This window comes from Paucihalobacter ruber (assembly GCF_006494535.1).
Taxonomy (GTDB): Bacteria; Bacteroidota; Bacteroidia; order Flavobacteriales; family Flavobacteriaceae; genus Paucihalobacter; species Paucihalobacter ruber.
Genome location: NZ_VHIQ01000004.1, coordinates 1 through 16,963 on the forward strand (window position 1 = coordinate 1; position 16,963 = coordinate 16,963).

A 16,963-nucleotide genomic window follows, 5' to 3' on the forward strand; every position below is an offset into this window, starting at 1 on the left:
TATCATCAACAATCACTGTTTGTGTTTGTGTTGATGTATTCCCGTTACCATCATTGTAAGTCCAAGTGATGGTGTAGGTTCCCTGTACGCTATAAGTTAACGGATTAGTAGTCGTTGCAGTGATAGTTCCTTCGCAGTTATCAGAAGCGGTTGGCGCAGTAACAGTAACCGAACACTCTCCCGTTGCATCAGGTAAGGTAGCCACATCTGGAACCGGTGCAGTGGTATCATCAACAATCACTGTTTGTGTTTGTGTTGATGTATTCCCGTTACCATCATCGTAAGTCCAGGTGATGGTGTAGGTTCCCTGTACGCTATAAGTTAACGGATTAGTAGTCGTTGCAGTGATCGTTCCTTCGCAGTTATCAGTAGCTGTTGGAGCAGTGACAGTAACCGAACACTCTCCTGTTGCATCAGGTAAGGTAGCCACATCTGGAACCGGTGCAGTGGTATCATCAACAATCACTGTTTGTGTTTGTGTTGATGTATTCCCGTTACCATCATCGTAAGTCCAGGTGATGGTGTAGGTTCCCTGTACGCTATAAGTTAACGGATTAGTAGTCGTTGCAGTGATCGTTCCTTCGCAGTTATCAGTAGCTGTTGGAGCAGTGACAGTAACCGAACACTCTCCTGTTGCATCAGGTAAGGTAGCCACATCTGGAACCGGTGCAGTGGTATCATCAACAATCACTGTTTGTGTTTGTGTTGATGTATTCCCGTTACCATCATTGTAAGTCCAAGTGATGGTGTAGGTTCCCTGTACGCTATAAGTTAACGGATTAGTAGTCGTTGCAGTGATCGTTCCTTCGCAGTTATCAGTAGCTGTTGGAGCAGTGACAGTAACCGAACACTCTCCCGTTGCATCAGGTAAGGTAGCCACATCCGCAACCGGGGCAGTAGTATCATCGATTACCACATTCTGAGTTTGAGTAGAAGTATTCCCGTTACCGTCATTATACGTCCATGTAATAACTGTTGTACCTTGTGTAGTTATTGGTAAAGTAGCGTTATGAGAAACAGTAACCACACCACCGCAGTTATCCGTGGCAGTTGGAGGAGTTAAAGCAGTGACTTCACATTCGGCAGTAACGTCACTTAAAGTAGCAAGATCAGCTACTGGAGCTGTAATATCATCAATAACTACGTTCTGAGTTTGCTGCGAAGTATTCCCGTTTACGTCTTCATAAGTCCATGTAACAACAGTTGTACCTTGTGTAGTTATTGGTAAAGTAGCGTTATGAGAAACAGTAACCACACCACCGCAGTTATCCGTGGCAGTTGGAGGAGTTAAAGCAGTGACCTCACATTCGGCAGTAACGTCACTTAAAGTAGCAAGATCAGCCACTGGAGCTGTAATATCATCAATAACTACGTTCTGAGTTTGAGTTGAAGTATTCCCGTTACCGTCATTGTGCGTCCATGTAACAACTGTTGTACCTTGTGTAGTTATCGGTAAAGTAGCATTATGTGTAGCTGTTACCGTTCCAACGCAATTATCAGTAGCAGTTGGAGCAGTTAAAGCAGTCACTTCACACTGTGCGGTAACATCAGTAAGTGTAGCCACATCCGCAATTGGTGCCAAATCATCCACCACCGTCACAACAGCAGTACAACTATCCGTTTGGCCTAAAGAATCAGTAACAGTTAGTGTTACAGTATTAGGTCCGAGATTGCTACAATTGAATGAGGTTATATCGATACTTAATGTAGGAGTGTCAAAATCATCAGAACTTCCATTATCTATATCTTCAGCAACAATATTAACATTTCCTGAGGCATCAAGTGTAATTGTTCTGTCTTGACAAACTGCCACAGGCGGATTATCAGCTCTAAAAGTAGCTCTATAGTTATTTCCACCGTTGTTTGCTGTATGTGGAAAGTCAGGAACTACAGTAGTACCTGGTGGATCTTCATATGTAAAGTCTGCATGCGTGTAAACCTCCAAGTAATAATCTCCTGAAGGTAAGCCATTTCTTAAGTCATTGGTTCCATCACTTAATTCCCATTCTTGGTCTTGACATCCATCACCAGCCCCGACGATATTTTCTTTGAATGGCAAATTAATTGAATTAAATGATGGAGGGCTGGTATTAGTTTGAAGATAAATACGATAGTTAAGCCAACCATTTAGTATGTCGTCACCATTGCATTTGAATGTCTTATTTTGAGCACCTTTTAAAATTAGTTGATTTGACTGTGAAAATGTACTTGAAAACGCTGTAAAATCAGGATTAGCAGTCGCTGCCTGTAAGTCATAGAATTGATTTCCAGAACCTGTATCAAGAATAATATAACTTTCGAAAATCCCAGAATCTCCTGCTAACAAACCAGCGTCTTCACCTCTTTCAAAATTCCCATCCTCAGCCTCATCAATCGGAGTGAGGAGTTCGTTATAATTAACCTCTGCCGGGCCCATTTTAGTCTCAGGATTACCGGTATTAACCGCGTTACCGGCATATTCACTTAGCTTGTCGTCTTCCGCAAAAGGATTATTGCCGGAATCGTTATCAGTTTTGGGTTGTAATACATGACTAATGTAACGGAAACCGGAGTTATTCTCTAAATCTATAAGTTCTTTAAATAAACCGGAGGTTGCTGCAACCACCAATCCTGTAATTAGAAGTAATGCTAAAAAAGTAATTTTATTCCTCATATTGAAAACCATTTAAACGTTTTAAGCAACCCAATTTATTTAGGTTGCTAGTACAATGGATTAATTAAGTGCTATTAATAATCGTATAAGGGATAGGTCAAAAGTAAATCTAATTCAGTCTTTTGATTAAAATAATCGTTAAAATACCTAAATAAACTACGAGGTGTAATAATCATATTTTCAGGCATTTATAATGGAAAATTCTTACAGGAAAATTCTTATAAAGCATAGTTGAAGTGTAGCCTTTTGACGATGAATTAAGCACATTACTAGAAGCCTTCACATAGGGAAGATTATGCAATATTTGGTTTGAGATTTAGCTCGTAGTACATCTAAAATGGGAAGCTTTACATCTTGCAAACACACTAAATTTTATTTTACTGTCGGGTGTTAGATATTTTAATATTTTTAAAGGAAACTTGAAATTAGGGCACAAAAAAACCCTGAAATTTTTATCAGGGTTTTTAACTGTAGCGAGAGCGGGGCACGATCCCGCGACCTCCGGGTTATGAATCCGACGCTCTAACCAGCTGAGCTACCTCGCCATTTTAGGGTTGCAAATATAGCAACAAATTTAATGCTTACAAACATCACTCTTTAAAATAATTTTTTAAAATAAGTTTTAAACTCAACAATTAATGTATATATTGAGCACTTTAATGAAAAAGTGTATGGAAGAAAAAATAAAATTTGAAATTGAATTTCCAATTCAAGCCTCACCACAACTGTTATATCAGTATTTATCAACACCTTCGGGGTTATCGGAGTGGTTTTCTGATAATGTTAATTCCAGAGGTGAAATCTTTACTTTCTTCTGGGACGACAGCGAAGAACAAGCCAAGTTGCTCAGCAAAAAGTCGGGTGAACGCGTCAAATTTAGATGGCTCTTTGATGAAGAAGAAGGCCATGCTTATTATTTTGAAATAAGAATTCAGGTAGATGAAATTACCAAAGATGTCTCTCTCATCGTAACAGACTATGCCGATGAAGACGAAATAGACGAATCCAAGATGCTTTGGACCAACCAAATTTCAGATTTAAAACAAGTTTTAGGCTCGGCTTAACAGCATTGGCTTTTTTATAAATTATATTTGTCCCGATTTTTAAATCGGGATTTTTTATGGTGAATTTTAACGGTACAATTCAGCCAAATCAGGCATTACTTTCAATAGAAAACAGAGCTTACAAATTTGGGGATGGTCTCTTCGAAACTATTAAATGCATAAACGGTACACCACAGTTTTGGGAAGATCACTACTTTAGATTAATGGCTTCCATGCGTATATTGAGAATGGAAATACCTATGACCTTTACCATGGAATTTCTTCAGGAAGAAATTTTTAAAACCCTTCAGGCCAACGGACTGGATAAAAAATCGGCACGTGTAAGATTGACTATAGACAGGGGAGAAGGTGGTAATTATTTACCTACCAATAAAAAGATTAACTACAGCATTTCGGCTTTTTTACTGAATTCAGATAGTTATAGTATTGACGAAGCAAAAACCTGCCGGGTTGATTTGTTTAAAGATTTTTTTGTGAACGAAAGTTTACTGTCTACCTTAAAATCGGCCAATAAAATGATTCAAATTTTGGGAAGTATCTACGCTCAGGAAAACGATTTGGATAACTGTTTACTTTTAAACAACGCTAAAAATGTGGTAGAATGTTTAAACGGTAATGTTTTTTTAATTGAAGGCACTACTATTAAAACACCACCCTTATTTGATGGTTGTCTCAACGGTATTTTAAGAAAGCAAATTTTAAGTTTGCTTAAAAATCATGATACCTATACAGTTGCGGAAGAATCTATTTCAACTTTTGAACTTCAAAAAGCAGATGAACTTTTTTACACCAACGTGATACAAGGGATTGTACCCATCACCAACTATCGTAAAAAGGGATATGCTAATGAAATTTCAAGGGAAATAGTAACACTTTTAAACAGCCAATTGGGCTTACAGACTTAATTGTAACTGGGATGTTCCGGTGCATTAGACCAAATACTGTAGCGTTCGTCTAATTCCAGCATTTTCTGTTTCCAGATACCGCTGTCGCAACTTTCAATAAGTTTTGATTCGTAAATGTTAGGTGTTACCAGCCAGGTATTGGCATCAATTTCATCTTTAAGCTGATTTTCTTCCCAGCCTGAATAACCTAAAAAGAATCTGATATCGTGTTTAGTCAAACTGTGGCTGTTGATCAATGCCAAAGTAGTGTCAAAATCGCCACCCCAGTACATACCTTTAGATATTTCAATACTATCGGGTATTAAATTGGGCTTGTTATGAATAAAATAAAGATTGTCTTGTTCTACCGGTCCGCCATTGTAAATGATAAAATCTGAAGACGTATTTTTTAAAACATCTTTCAGCGTAAAGTCTAATGGTTTATTTAATATAAAACCTATGGCACCTGTGGGATTGGTATCGGCCAGAATAATCACCGATCTGTTAAAGGTGACATCACCCAAGATAGCGGGTTCTGCAATAAGTAAATCTCCTTTTATAATTCTGACTGAACTCATAACGATAGATTTTAACTAAATTTAAAACTTATTTTTTTAAAAACCAATAAATTATTCTGAAAGTAAACAAAAAAGCCCGCTTTTAAAGCAGGCTTTTGAATTATTCTTTAAATGCTTATTAGTTAATAGCGTTAGTTAAATCAGCTCCCGCTTTAAATTTCACAACATTTTTAGCTTTAATCTTGATGGTTTTTCCGGTTTGTGGATTTCTTCCTTCTCTGGCAGCTCTTTTAGAAACCGACCAAGAACCGAAACCTACTAAAGAAACACGGTTACCTTTTTGAAGCGCACCTTCTATGTCAATTAAAAGCGCATCTAATGCTTTTTTGGCAGCGGCTTTAGTGATACCTGCATGCTCTGCCATTCCATTGATTAAATCTGTTTTGTTCATAAACTTAAATTTTAGTTATTAAAATGTTGATGTAAACGTTGATGTTTAAACATCTACAAATTTATACGGAAAATGTTGCTATACAAGTAATAACAAGGGTTTTTCGAATATTTGTTAATAACTTTAAAGAAATGTTAATAAAGAAGTGCATTTCATCGAAATTCTATAAAACCACAATGAAATCAGCACTTAGCGAACGAAAGCTTCATCATAGAATTTATAGCCGTTTAGCAATGCCTGAACGTCCATTTTTTTCTTTCCTGGAAATTGAATGGTTTTGATGATGATGTAACCGCCTTTAACCGCAATTTTTAAATTAGACTTATTTGTAAGAACAGTACCAATAGTTTTTTGATGCTGTGTTAATTCTTTTTCAATATCAAAAATTTTAATATCCAGTTTCTCATCAGAGTTGTGCAAGGTAGTCCAGGCCGATGGAAACGGATTTAATCCGCGTATTTTGTTATATATGGTATCAATATCGGCTTCCCAGTCAATTTTACAATTGTCTTTATTGAGTTTGTAAGCTGTTTTTAATTCTGCCGATGCAGGCTGAATGGTAGTTTGAACTTTATTATTTTCAATGAGTTCAACGGTTTCAAGGACTAATTGGCTACCCAAGGTCATTAGTTGATCGTGCAGCATCCCAACCGTTTCATCGGGTGCAATGTTTACACTTTTTGATGCGATAATAGCGCCTGTATCAATTTTTTCATCTATGAAAAAAGTGGTGACACCGGTTTTTGTTTCACCATTTATAATGGCCCAATGTATGGGTGCAGCACCTCTGTATTGGGGTAACAACGACGCATGTAAATTAAAAGTACCGTATTGCGGCATGCGCCAAACAGCCTCAGGCAGCATTCTAAAAGCCACTACAATTTGTAAATTGGCCTTTAAACTACGGAGTGTGTTTAAAAACACCTCGTCTTTAAGATTGATAGGTTGTAAAACTTCTAACCCTTTTTCAACCGCATAAACCTTTACGGCAGATTGCTGTAGTTTTTGGCCTCGTCCCGCCGGTTTGTCGGGTGCCGTAATAACACCAACAATGTTATAACCGGCATCGATTAAGGCTTTAAGACTTGCCAGTGCAAAATCGGGCGTGCCCATAAAAACAATACGTAAATCTCTTTTGGTCATGGTTATTTAATTATTTGATACGTGTTTTCTGAAGTGATGGTTAATAAATTTAACTCCAAACCAAGGCGTAAGGCATTAATTATGATTTGATTTGAATAATTTAACCGGGTTGAAATAGCTCTAGAACTTAGCGATTCGCCTTTGAGCAAAACCGTAATTTCTTTGAGCACTTCTAAAGGTTGTGATGTATCCCTAGCCGTTATTTTTTGCAAGCAAACCGAACATTTCCCACAAGTTTTCGTTTCCTTTTCGCCAAAATAGGCCAAGAGTTGAAGATTTAAACATTCACTTTGATTAAACACATAACTAATAACAGCTTCTATCTGTTCTCGTTTAACATTGTGCTGGGCTTCAACGTCCTTAGCAATCATATTAATGGTGATATCATCTTCACGAGGTACTAAAAAAGTGATTTCGGCATCTGTTTTTTGCTGGGTTAAATTAATGATACCGTCTTTTTCTAAAATACTTAAATGCTTCAATAAGGCATCTTGACTTAATTCTATTTTTTTAGCAATTAAACCCGGATTTATTTGTGTATCAAAATCAAAAATACCGCCATAGGTTCTTAATAAAGCTTTTAGTACAAGCGATTGCTGTGGTTGTTTTTGCAGATATGAAAAAACAGCATTACTGGTAACTATTACCTGTACTTTACATTGGTGATTAAATTCCTGATTAAAACTAATAATACTGTGTTTATCGAATATTTTAAAAGCGTTAAAGGTCACCTCGGTTGGAAGTTGATAGGTGTTACAAAACTCTAAAAAGTTAAAATAATGCGAGGTTTCCTGACCTTCGCCATAGGCAATTCCGAAATAATTATTCAGCTTTTTGTAAGCTAACTTTAAAAAGTTGGTATCGGGAAGATTGCTTAAAAATTGCTTTTTTAGATGTGCATCGTCGTCTTTTTTTATCAAAATATACGCCGAAGATGCTTTGCCATCTCTGCCGGCCCTACCTGATTCCTGATAGTAACTTTCTATACTTTCGGGTAGGTTAAAATGAATGATGGTGCGCACATTGGCTTTGTTGATACCCATGCCAAAAGCTGTGGTAGCTACCATCATCGGAGTGGTATCGTTTAACCAGTTTGTGAGTCGGTTTTGCTTTTCGTCTTTGGTTAATCCACCGTGAAAAAACGAACTTTTAAATCCACAGGTGTTTAAAAAATGAGATATTTCAACGCTGGCTCTTCGACTTCTAACATAGATAATGCCCGCGCCTGGTTCCTGTTTTAAAATGCGTTCTAAATGGTAATACTTGTCTTCTGTAAAAACATTGTGGTATGCAATATTTTGGCGTTCAAAAGATGCCTTAAACACTTGTGCATCTAACATATCTAAATCGCTAATAATTTCATTAGCAACAATTGACTTGGCCGTAGCAGTTAAGGCAATAACGTTAACGCTTGGTTGTAATTCTCTTAAGGTGCGAATGTGCTTATAAGCTGGCCTAAAGTCGTGTCCCCATTGCGAAATGCAATGCGCTTCGTCTACGGCTATTAAATTGACGTTCATTTGCTGAATCCTTTCTTTTACAAGGCTTTGCTGAAGTCTTTCGGGAGACAAATACAAAAATTTGTAGTTGCCATAAATACAATTGTCGAGCATGGTATCTAAATCGTTGTAACTAATACCACCGGTGATGGCCATGGCTTTGATACCTTTTGATTTTAAATCGTTTACCTGATCTTTCATTAAGGCCACTAATGGTGAAATCACAATACATATTCCGGGTTTAATCAGCGCCGGAATTTGAAAACAAACCGATTTACCACCGCCGGTTGGCAGTATGGCCAATACATCGTTATTGTTTAAAACCGCTTCGATAATGTCTTCCTGAAATGGTCTGAAAGAAGTATGTTGCCAGTAACGCTCTAATATGTTGATGGGGTGACTCATTTTAGATTTTCAACCTCATTTAAAATATAGTCTACACGCGCATTAACCGGTGCAAATGGCACATCGATTAATTTGTAATTGAATTTTTGATAGGTCTGTAACAAATAATCGTGAATTTGTATAGCCTGTTCAAAGTTTTCATATCGCTCGGCATCGCTTTTAAAAATTTCTTTCCAGGGCGCTAGTACAAATACTTCGTCGTAATAATGATTGAGGCAAATATCATTAAATGCAGATGGGTATCTATCTCCAATAAAATCCATATAGGCCAACACATCGGGCATGCCTCGATCAAAAAACACTAAAGGTAAATTGCTATTTGTGGCCTGTAAATACTGTTGCTGTCTGGCATTGATAATTTTTTCGCTAAACAATAACGGATTTGTTAAAAATAGCTGTTCGGTGCCATCTTTTCTAGCTTCCCTAGTGATTTGTCGCGAAATTTCTTCTAAACAAAAGAAGCCTCTTTTGATCAATTCATTGATCACCGAAGACTTTCCGGTTCCGGGACCACCTGTAATTACAATTTTTTTTGTCTGCAAGAAATCTAAATTAGGTGTAAAAATCGTAATTATTAAACGAAATTAAAAATGTGAATTAATGTATCTTTGTAAACATAAAAATTCCCGAAAAATGAGCGACAACCAACAAGAAGACGCATTTTACGAAAAACTAAAAAAACAACTTCAGGATACTTCTATGTGGCCTTCGCCGTACTTGTTTAAATTCATCATTAAATCTGATGCGGTAAAAGTGAATCAAATCAATACCATATTTGATAATTTAGGTGCTGTAATTGAAACTAAACCCTCAAAAAAGGGCAATTATACCAGTCTTTCTATTAATGTGAAAATGAAAGATCCTGATGCCGTGATAGATAAGTACAAACAAGTAGCAGAAAAGGTAGAAGGTGTTATTTCGTTATAAATGTTTGGTTTCGAACACAAATATTTTTACTTTGCAAACAATAGTAAAACTTCATAGTAAATCATCAATTAAATTATTTTGACAGACAATTTAGAATACAATACAGAGCGCGAACATTTAATCATTCCCGAATACGGCAGACATCTCCAGAAGATGATTAATTACGCCAAAGCCATCGAATCTCGTGAAGAGCGCAACAAGGTGGCAAAGTCAATTATTGCCGTGATGGGCAATTTACAGCCGCATTTAAGAGACGTGCCAGATTTTCAGCATAAATTATGGGATCAGCTGTTTATCATAGCCGATTTTGATTTGGATGTAGATTCGCCATATCCAATTCCCGATAGAGAAGAATTATTTCGCAGACCTGAACGGTTGCCATATCCGCAAAATCATCCTAAATATCGTTTTTACGGAAACAATATTAAAACAATGATAGACGTGGCCATTACCTGGGAAGAAGGCGATTTAAAGGACGCTTTGGTTTACACCATAGCCAACCACATGAAAAAGTGCTTTTTAAACTGGAATAAAGATACCGTTGAAGACGATGTAATCTTAGCGCATTTAGCAGAGTTGTCTAACAATCAATTAACCCTTAAATCTTCTTTTGACGATTTAAGCGATGCCAACAGCCTGTTAAAAACCAGAAAAAAATACACCAAGAAAAGTAAAAGAACACAACACACTAATCGCACCAACCGAAAGCGCTATTAAAATTTATGGGAACGTTTAAAATTGAAGGCGGGCATCAATTAAAAGGTAGTATCAAACCGCAAGGCGCCAAAAATGAAGCACTACAAATTTTGTGTGCTGTTTTACTTACCGACCAAAAGGTAACCATCCACAACATCCCTGATATAGTTGATGTTAATAAACTAATTGCGCTTCTTCAAAAGTTAGGCGTAAAAGTAGCTTCGGTAGGAGCTAATGCTTATTCTTTTCAGGCAGATGACATCAATTTAGAATATCTGGAGTCTGAACAATTTAAAATAGACGGTGGCAGTTTACGCGGTTCTATTATGATTGTTGGTCCGTTATTAGCAAGATTCGGTAAGGGTTACATTCCTAAACCCGGAGGAGACAAAATAGGCCGACGCAGATTAGATACCCACTTTGAAGGTTTTATTAGATTGGGTGCCAGTTTTAGATACAACCGGGAAGAACACTTTTACGGGGTAGAAGCCAAGCAACTCACGGGCACTTATATGTTACTCGATGAAGCTTCGGTAACCGGAACCGCCAATATTGTAATGGCGGCTGTTTTGGCCAAAGGCACCACAACCATTTATAATGCGGCATGCGAACCTTATTTACAGCAACTTTGTAATATGCTCATAAGAATGGGCGCCGAAATAAAGGGCGTTGGTTCTAACTTGCTAATTATTGAAGGTGTTGAAAAGTTGGGCGGTACCACTCACACGATGCTACCCGACATGATAGAAATTGGCAGCTGGATTGGATTGGCAGCCATGACCAAAAGTGAATTGACCATTAAAGATGTTAGCTGGAAAGATTTAGGTCAAATACCCAATGTTTTCAGAAAACTAGGCATCACCGTTGAGCAGAAAGGAGACGACATTCATGTTCCCGCACATGCCAACGGTTATAAAATTCAGAAGTTTATTGACGGATCTATTTTAACCGTTGCCGATGCGCCATGGCCGGGATTTACGCCGGATTTATTAAGTATAGTTTTGGTAATAGCCACCCAAGCCGAAGGTGAAGTACTGGTGCATCAAAAAATGTTTGAAAGCAGATTGTTCTTTGTGGATAAATTAATAGATATGGGGGCTAAAATTATTTTATGCGATCCGCACCGTGCTACGGTTATCGGGCATAACTTTAAATCGCAGTTAAAAGCCACTACCATGACCTCGCCCGATATTAGAGCCGGAATATCGTTATTGATTGCAGCACTATCTGCAAAAGGCACTTCTATTATTCACAATATTGAACAAATAGATCGTGGCTACGAGCGTATTGATGAGCGTTTACGGGCCATTGGCGCCAAAATAGAACGGATATAGACATCAGAAAAGCTCTGATTTTCAGAGCTTTTCAAACTTGTTTATGGAATGGTTACATGGTGTAGCTGCAAAGAACTTCTCAAATAATACGCAACTACATTAAACCTCTAACGATAGTATTATTTCTTTATTGTGTGAGTTCTAAAATATTTTAGAAAAAATTTAAGAAACTGCAGTTTTGTAAACTTGTAAACATCGTTCCCGTGCCATTTTATGGTCTACAATGGGTGTTGGATAGTCTAAACTGTTCAAGTTTTTTACCCACTTATTGATGTATTTGTGTTCTTTATCGAATTTATCGATTTGTGTAGTTGGATTAAAAATTCTGAAGTAAGGCGCAGCATCTACACCACAACCTGCAACCCATTGCCAGTTACCAACATTACTGGCCATTTCGTAATCGTGTAATTTTTCGGCGAAGTAGGCTTCACCCCAACGCCAGTCAATTAACAAATGTTTACATAAAAAGCTTCCAACTAACATCCTTACGCGATTATGCATAAAACCTGTTTCGTTGAGTTGTCGCATTCCGGCATCTACTAACGGATAACCGGTATTGCCATCACACCATTTTTTGAATTCTTCTTCGTTGTTACGCCATTCAATCCTGTCGTATTGGGGTTTGAAACTTTTATGAGATGTATTTGGAAAATGCCATAATATCTGCATAAAAAATTCTCGCCAAATCAATTCTTTTAAATAGGTTTGGTTTTGTCGTATCGATGCTTTTTCCACCAATCTTCTCACACTAACAGTTCCAAATCTCAAATGCGGACCAACACGCGAGGTTTCGTCTTTAGCCGGGAAATTTCGTGTGGCTTCGTAATCGTCGATAAGTGAATTATCAATTTGGAAGTTAGCGACCTTAATTGGAGACGGTACGAACCCAATATCGCTAAGACTTAAAAAAGGTAAATTGTCATCTTTAAAACAATGATTTAATAAACCTTCAGAATTAAAAGGTTTAACGTGGTCTGCACTAAATAATTCAAGCCATTTTCTGGAGTATGGCGTGTAAACAACGTAAGGTTTGCCATCGTTTTTCACAACCTCATTTTTTTCAAAAATCACCTGGTCTTTAAACGTTTTAAAAGCTATGTTTCTTGACTTAAGAAATTCAGAAATTGAGTTGTCACGCTCGGTCGCGTAGGGTTCGTAATCTCGGTTGGTAAATACTGTTTTAACAGCATATTGATGAACTAATCTATTAAAAACATCTAACGGTTTTCCATGGAAAATAGATATACCACTAGTGTGTTTTTTAAGTTGGTTGTTAATGTTTGAAAGTGTATCGTGAATAAAATTTACTCTACTATCGTTTTTGGGTAGCTTGTTAAGAATATCTTCATCAAAAATAAAAATGGGCAAGACCGGTAATTTTTCATTGAAGGCATGAAATAATCCGGCGTTGTCCTCAAGTCTTAAATCTCTTCTGAACCAAAAAATATTGATTTCCTGCATTCTAAATCGTTATTTTAAAGTGTATTTTCCAAATTTAGCTTCAAGGGCTTGTGTTCTGTAATTGAATATTTCTTCTAATTTTGGTTTCACTAAAAAAGGATGTACCAACTTTCCTAAGAATCCGAAAGGTATCTTGTAATGCACCAAGTCTTCCATTTCAACGCCGCCTTCAATTTCTTTTATAAAATGCTGATGATGCCACAAAGCATAAGGACCAAAGCGCTGCTCGTCAACAAAATATTTGAGAGCTTCAACATGGGTGATTTCGCTTACCCAACTGGTTTTGATACCCAAAAGCGGTGTTACAATGTATTCAATCATTTGTCCGGCATACATTGGTCTGTCTGCTCCAGAAATGATTTTGAAGGTCATATATTCAGGAGTAATGACCTTGAGATTTGCCGGATTTGATAAAAACTCCCAGGCTTCTTCCAAGCTGATAGGTAATTTTTGGGTGGCGTGTAAACAGTATAAAGACATTTTATTAATTATAAAAGTAAGCGTAAGCGTTCAATGAGCAGGCAATTATTAACCAAATGGCGTAAGGTGCTAAAAGCAATTGTTTGTATTTAAACTCAGATATATAAAAAAGGCTTAAAAACAAAATGACCAGCGTTAAAGCAATAATTACGACTAAAGCAGTAAGTATTTGGTATTGATTAAAAAAGATATAATTCCAACTGACATTCAACAGCCATAAAACGACGAATAAACCGATTTTAAAGTTATTAATTTCGGCTTTAAAAAAGTAGGCCAAGTACAACGAGAAACAAATCATGATGAGCGTCCACGCTGCGCCAAAAACCCATCCCGGCGGTGTCCATGGTGCTTTATTAAGATTGAGGTACCAATTTGAGCTTGGACCTTCTCCCATCAACCAACTTCCGATGGCTAGACCTCCAAAATTTAAAATAAGAAAGAGAATTATTAAGTAGCCAAATTTCATTTTAAGTGTTTTGTTATTTTTGAACTCATAGGGTTCGTCATTGAACCATACGAATCTACCAAATTTCCTTCTGGATTGATCAAAAATTTATGAAAATTCCACTTAACACTACTATCTTTTTTACCATTTAGATATTTATTGGTGAGCCATTTGTAAAGCGGGTGCTGATTACTGCCTTTTACATCGAGTTTTTCGGTAATGATAAATGAAACACCGTAGTTACGCTCGCAAAATTCTTGAATATCACCGGCACTGCCCGGTTCCTGATTGCCAAATTGATTGCAAGGTGCGCCAATGACCACCAACTTGTCTTGATAGGTTTGATATAGTTTTTCTAAATCTTTGTATTGCGGGGTGAATCCGCATTTAGAGGCTACGTTAACAATGAGGATGAATTTTCCTTTAAATTCTGAAAGCTGAATCGCTTGTCCTTGAAGACTGTTTATTTCAACATCGTAAAAAGGCGATTTAGGTGGAGTTTCGGGTGAGTTATTGTTTTGAAACAAAGTATTGGCAAATATTTTAAATGGGTTCATAATCTATAATTTAAAACTTACGATACCGCAATCTAACTCGAAAATCTGTCCCGATATTTTCGAAGCTTTGTCTGATAGTAAAAAGTATGCCATATCGGCAACGTTTTCCGGTTGTAGGAAGGTTTTCATTGGGTGGCGCTCGTTCATGTTTTCAATCATTTTGTCGTTGCGCAGTAACTTAGAAGCCAAGTCGGTATTGGTTACAGTTGGCGCAATAGCGTTAACTCTTATGGTTGGTGCCAGTTCAGCTCCCAATGATTTGGTTAAACCTTCAACGGCCGATTTAGCCGCCGCTACACTGGCGTGAAAAGGCATCCCTAATTTCGCTGCTACTGTACTAAAAAGTAAAATAGATGGGTTATGACCGTTTTTTAATACCGGTAAATATTGCTGAATAGCCTTAACAGCTCCAATCACATTGATGTTAAAATCACTTTGAAAATCTTCAACACTCAAACGGTTGATAGGTTTTAAATTGATACTTCCCGGTGCATAAACCAAACCGTCTGCTTCTGAAATTTCGGGTAACTCATCTGATAAAACATCACAGGTATAGTGCGTTAAGTTTACGTGACTTTCTGAAGGTTCAGTTCGGCTGATATTTACGACTTTATGTTCGGTTAAAAGCGACTTGACGATGGCATTTCCAATACCTTTGCTGCCGCCAATTACTATGTACGTTTGCATTTGTTATAATTTAGTTGTTTATAATTTTAAAAAAAGCCAAAGGTTTCGTAGAGAAAGACTTTGGCTTTGATTTTTAAGCGTTTAATGGAACACCTTTGAGCCTTTTTTCGATTTTTTGTTTTACCGCTGTCAGACGTTTCATCAGGTCCATTATTTTTTGATCTTTCTTTTTCTTGTAAATTTCGTTTAAGCTCAAAATTAAATCTTTTGCTTCTCTGGCAGCCACAATGCGGTCGCTGGTAGTTTTAAACTTAAACTTTCTTTGCTCAAACTCTTGAGCTTTAGCAATTAGTTCCATAACTTAATCATTTATATAACTTTGCAATTCTCTTATTTTTTCAGCATTGTTAAATGCACCACCATAGAATGTGGTAACCGTTGCTGAAGTATCGTCTTTAATGCCTCTTGACGACACACAAAGGTGTTTGGCATCGATGATAACCGCAACATCTTTTGTGCCTAAAATTTCCTGTAAATCTGTCCCAATTTGATTGGTTAAACGTTCTTGTACTTGCGGACGCTTAGCATAGAATTGTACAATTCGGTTTAACTTAGATAAACCAATCACTTTACCCGAAGAAATATAAGCCACATGTGCTTTTCCAATAATCGGCACAAAGTGATGTTCGCAATTAGAATAGAAAGTGATATTCTTTTCTACCAGCATTTGATTGTACTGATATTTATTATCGAATAGCGCCACTTTCGGTTTATTCTTTGGATTTAATCCAGAGAAAATTTCGTCGATATACATTTTGGCAACGCGGTCTGGAGTGCCTTGCAGTGAATCATCGTTAAGATCTAAGCCCATAACTTCCATAATTTCTCTAAACAGTATGGAGATACGTTCTTTTTTTTCGGCATCAGACATTTTAAAAGCGTCAGCTTTCATGGGAGTTTCTAACCCGGTGTAAAGGTGATCATCACCAATTTCCTCTAGTGAAAATCCATTTAATTTACTGCCGTTTACTTTTTTTGGTACTACTAATTTTTCTGTGTTCATAGTGTCTTTTTTGTGTGCTGTCTTTAAGGACTCCAATCTTAAAGCAAAGCACGATTCATCGTTTTGAAATGGAGTTGTTTGATATACTCTTTTGTCTGCTACACTTAAATCTACCTTCGGTAAAATTTCTAAGTTTTGCATGTTTTGTTTTTCTTCCGCTAACTCTTTTTCGCCATAATTTGAAACTGCCCGGTTTCATTTCACGCCGCATTAAGTTAATAACTTCTTGTTCTTTCAAATTAAACTGAAGTAAAATAGCATCGAAGGGTGTGCGATCTTCCCATGCCATTTCAATTATCCGATCAATTTGTTCTGGATTTAAATGCTTCATATATGAGGCATCTCGTATTGTAAGTCGTAATTAACCTTTGCATCTAACAACTTACTGAAAAAACTTTTGTTTTCTTTGAACAATTTGTTATTTCTAAACCTCACGAATCTGCCTTGCGCGTGAATACTGGCTCCGTTGGTTTTATAAATTACCAGTTGATAAAATGGAATAACCCAGGTGAAATTTTTTAAACCTTTATTAATATGTAATAGAACACCATTAGGTCTCATTTCAATATTGCCATAATTGATATCGGAAACAGTGTTCATGTATGATTGAAAATTCGGACTAACCTCTTCAATCATCATGCGTTTCGAGCCTGTACCACCCATTTTAATCGACTGAATAAATGAATAAGGTCTCCCTACGATATCGTTAATTAAATTATCGTGTTCCTTGTTGTTGTAAGTTGTATCTAGAACCAT

The 16,963-nt window shown here is 37.0% G+C and carries 20 protein-coding genes and 1 tRNA gene; 5 read left to right on the forward strand and 16 right to left on the reverse strand.

Translation table 11 applies throughout. From position 1 onward, the window contains the following. Both FJ651_RS08775 and FJ651_RS08780 read right to left on the reverse strand, forming a co-directional pair. Positions 1–2,653, reverse strand: a 2,653-nt coding sequence (locus FJ651_RS08775; RefSeq protein ID WP_449406380.1) for an HYR-like domain-containing protein, incomplete at its 3' end; no start/stop codon positions are given. A 471-nt stretch (positions 2,654–3,124) separates the two neighbouring features. Continuing rightward, positions 3,125–3,198, reverse strand: a tRNA-Met gene (locus FJ651_RS08780). A gap of 126 nt (positions 3,199–3,324) precedes the next feature. On the opposite strand from FJ651_RS08780, the gene FJ651_RS08785 reads away from it, so the two are divergent. After that, positions 3,325–3,717, forward strand: a complete 393-nt coding sequence (locus FJ651_RS08785; protein WP_140990144.1) for an START-like domain-containing protein — start codon at positions 3,325–3,327, stop codon at positions 3,715–3,717. 56 nt (positions 3,718–3,773) lie between these two features. Further along, positions 3,774–4,622 (forward strand): aminotransferase class IV, encoded by an 849-nt coding sequence (locus FJ651_RS08790; protein WP_140990145.1) that lies wholly within the window; start codon positions 3,774–3,776, stop codon positions 4,620–4,622. Here the strand turns inward: FJ651_RS08790 and FJ651_RS08795 are convergent. The 5 genes from FJ651_RS08795 to FJ651_RS08815 all read right to left on the reverse strand — a co-directional run bounded on the left by FJ651_RS08795 (position 4,619) and on the right by FJ651_RS08815 (position 9,159). Further along, positions 4,619–5,179: a YqgE/AlgH family protein gene (locus FJ651_RS08795; RefSeq protein ID WP_140990146.1), complete on the reverse strand. Its 561-nt coding sequence runs from the start codon at positions 5,177–5,179 to the stop codon at positions 4,619–4,621. The two genes, FJ651_RS08790 and FJ651_RS08795, sit on opposite strands and share 4 nt — an antisense overlap. A gap of 118 nt (positions 5,180–5,297) precedes the next feature. Beyond that, positions 5,298–5,570, reverse strand: coding sequence for an HU family DNA-binding protein (locus FJ651_RS08800; RefSeq protein WP_140990147.1), 273 nt, complete (start codon positions 5,568–5,570; stop codon positions 5,298–5,300). A gap of 189 nt (positions 5,571–5,759) precedes the next feature. Further along, positions 5,760–6,713: a methionyl-tRNA formyltransferase gene (fmt, locus tag FJ651_RS08805; protein ID WP_140990148.1), complete on the reverse strand. Its 954-nt coding sequence runs from the start codon at positions 6,711–6,713 to the stop codon at positions 5,760–5,762. A gap of 2 nt (positions 6,714–6,715) precedes the next feature. Further along, on the reverse strand, positions 6,716–8,617 hold the full coding sequence (locus FJ651_RS08810; RefSeq protein WP_140990149.1) for a RecQ family ATP-dependent DNA helicase: 1,902 nt from the start codon (positions 8,615–8,617) through the stop codon (positions 6,716–6,718). Continuing rightward, positions 8,614–9,159, reverse strand: a complete 546-nt coding sequence (locus tag FJ651_RS08815) for an AAA family ATPase (protein WP_140990150.1) — start codon at positions 9,157–9,159, stop codon at positions 8,614–8,616. Before FJ651_RS08815 ends, FJ651_RS08810 begins: the two co-directional genes overlap by 4 nt. Positions 9,160–9,250: 91 nt before the next feature. On the opposite strand from FJ651_RS08815, the gene FJ651_RS08820 reads away from it, so the two are divergent. From FJ651_RS08820 to murA, 3 genes are all read left to right on the forward strand, one after another. After that, positions 9,251–9,544: a DUF493 family protein gene (locus FJ651_RS08820; RefSeq protein WP_140990151.1), complete on the forward strand. Its 294-nt coding sequence runs from the start codon at positions 9,251–9,253 to the stop codon at positions 9,542–9,544. 78 nt (positions 9,545–9,622) lie between these two features. Continuing rightward, positions 9,623–10,261 (forward strand): DUF4290 domain-containing protein, encoded by a 639-nt coding sequence (locus FJ651_RS08825; RefSeq protein ID WP_140990152.1) that lies wholly within the window; start codon positions 9,623–9,625, stop codon positions 10,259–10,261. 5 nt (positions 10,262–10,266) lie between these two features. Further along, the gene (gene murA, locus FJ651_RS08830) at positions 10,267–11,574 is read left to right on the forward strand and encodes a UDP-N-acetylglucosamine 1-carboxyvinyltransferase (RefSeq protein ID WP_140990153.1); all 1,308 of its coding nucleotides are present in this window, start codon (positions 10,267–10,269) and stop codon (positions 11,572–11,574) included. Positions 11,575–11,736: 162 nt separating this feature from the next. Here murA and FJ651_RS08835 read toward each other — a convergent pair whose 3' ends face one another. The 9 genes from FJ651_RS08835 to FJ651_RS08875 all read right to left on the reverse strand — a co-directional run bounded on the left by FJ651_RS08835 (position 11,737) and on the right by FJ651_RS08875 (position 16,963). After that, positions 11,737–13,035: a cryptochrome/photolyase family protein gene (locus tag FJ651_RS08835; RefSeq protein ID WP_140990154.1), complete on the reverse strand. Its 1,299-nt coding sequence runs from the start codon at positions 13,033–13,035 to the stop codon at positions 11,737–11,739. A gap of 9 nt (positions 13,036–13,044) precedes the next feature. After that, positions 13,045–13,515, reverse strand: a complete 471-nt coding sequence (locus FJ651_RS08840; protein WP_140990155.1) for an SRPBCC family protein — start codon at positions 13,513–13,515, stop codon at positions 13,045–13,047. A 4-nt stretch (positions 13,516–13,519) separates the two neighbouring features. Next, positions 13,520–13,981 (reverse strand): TspO/MBR family protein, encoded by a 462-nt coding sequence (locus FJ651_RS08845; protein WP_140990156.1) that lies wholly within the window; start codon positions 13,979–13,981, stop codon positions 13,520–13,522. Further along, complete coding sequence (locus FJ651_RS08850) at positions 13,978–14,517, reverse strand: glutathione peroxidase (RefSeq protein ID WP_140990157.1); 540 nt, start codon at positions 14,515–14,517, stop codon at positions 13,978–13,980. The genes FJ651_RS08845 and FJ651_RS08850 overlap by 4 nt, the downstream gene beginning before the upstream one ends. Before the next feature lie 3 nt (positions 14,518–14,520). Further along, entirely contained in the window at positions 14,521–15,204 is a 684-nt protein-coding gene (locus tag FJ651_RS08855; protein WP_140990158.1) for an SDR family NAD(P)-dependent oxidoreductase, read from the reverse strand. Positions 15,205–15,277: 73 nt separating this feature from the next. Further along, positions 15,278–15,502, reverse strand: a complete 225-nt coding sequence (locus FJ651_RS08860; RefSeq protein ID WP_140990159.1) for a hypothetical protein — start codon at positions 15,500–15,502, stop codon at positions 15,278–15,280. A 3-nt stretch (positions 15,503–15,505) separates the two neighbouring features. Continuing rightward, positions 15,506–16,207, reverse strand: coding sequence for a GTP cyclohydrolase I FolE (gene folE / locus FJ651_RS08865; protein ID WP_140990160.1), 702 nt, complete (start codon positions 16,205–16,207; stop codon positions 15,506–15,508). Positions 16,208–16,262: 55 nt separating this feature from the next. Then, the gene (locus tag FJ651_RS08870) at positions 16,263–16,538 is read right to left on the reverse strand and encodes a TIGR03643 family protein (protein WP_140990161.1); all 276 of its coding nucleotides are present in this window, start codon (positions 16,536–16,538) and stop codon (positions 16,263–16,265) included. Further along, on the reverse strand, positions 16,535–16,963 hold the full coding sequence (locus FJ651_RS08875) for a hypothetical protein (RefSeq protein ID WP_140990162.1): 429 nt from the start codon (positions 16,961–16,963) through the stop codon (positions 16,535–16,537). The genes FJ651_RS08870 and FJ651_RS08875 overlap by 4 nt, the downstream gene beginning before the upstream one ends.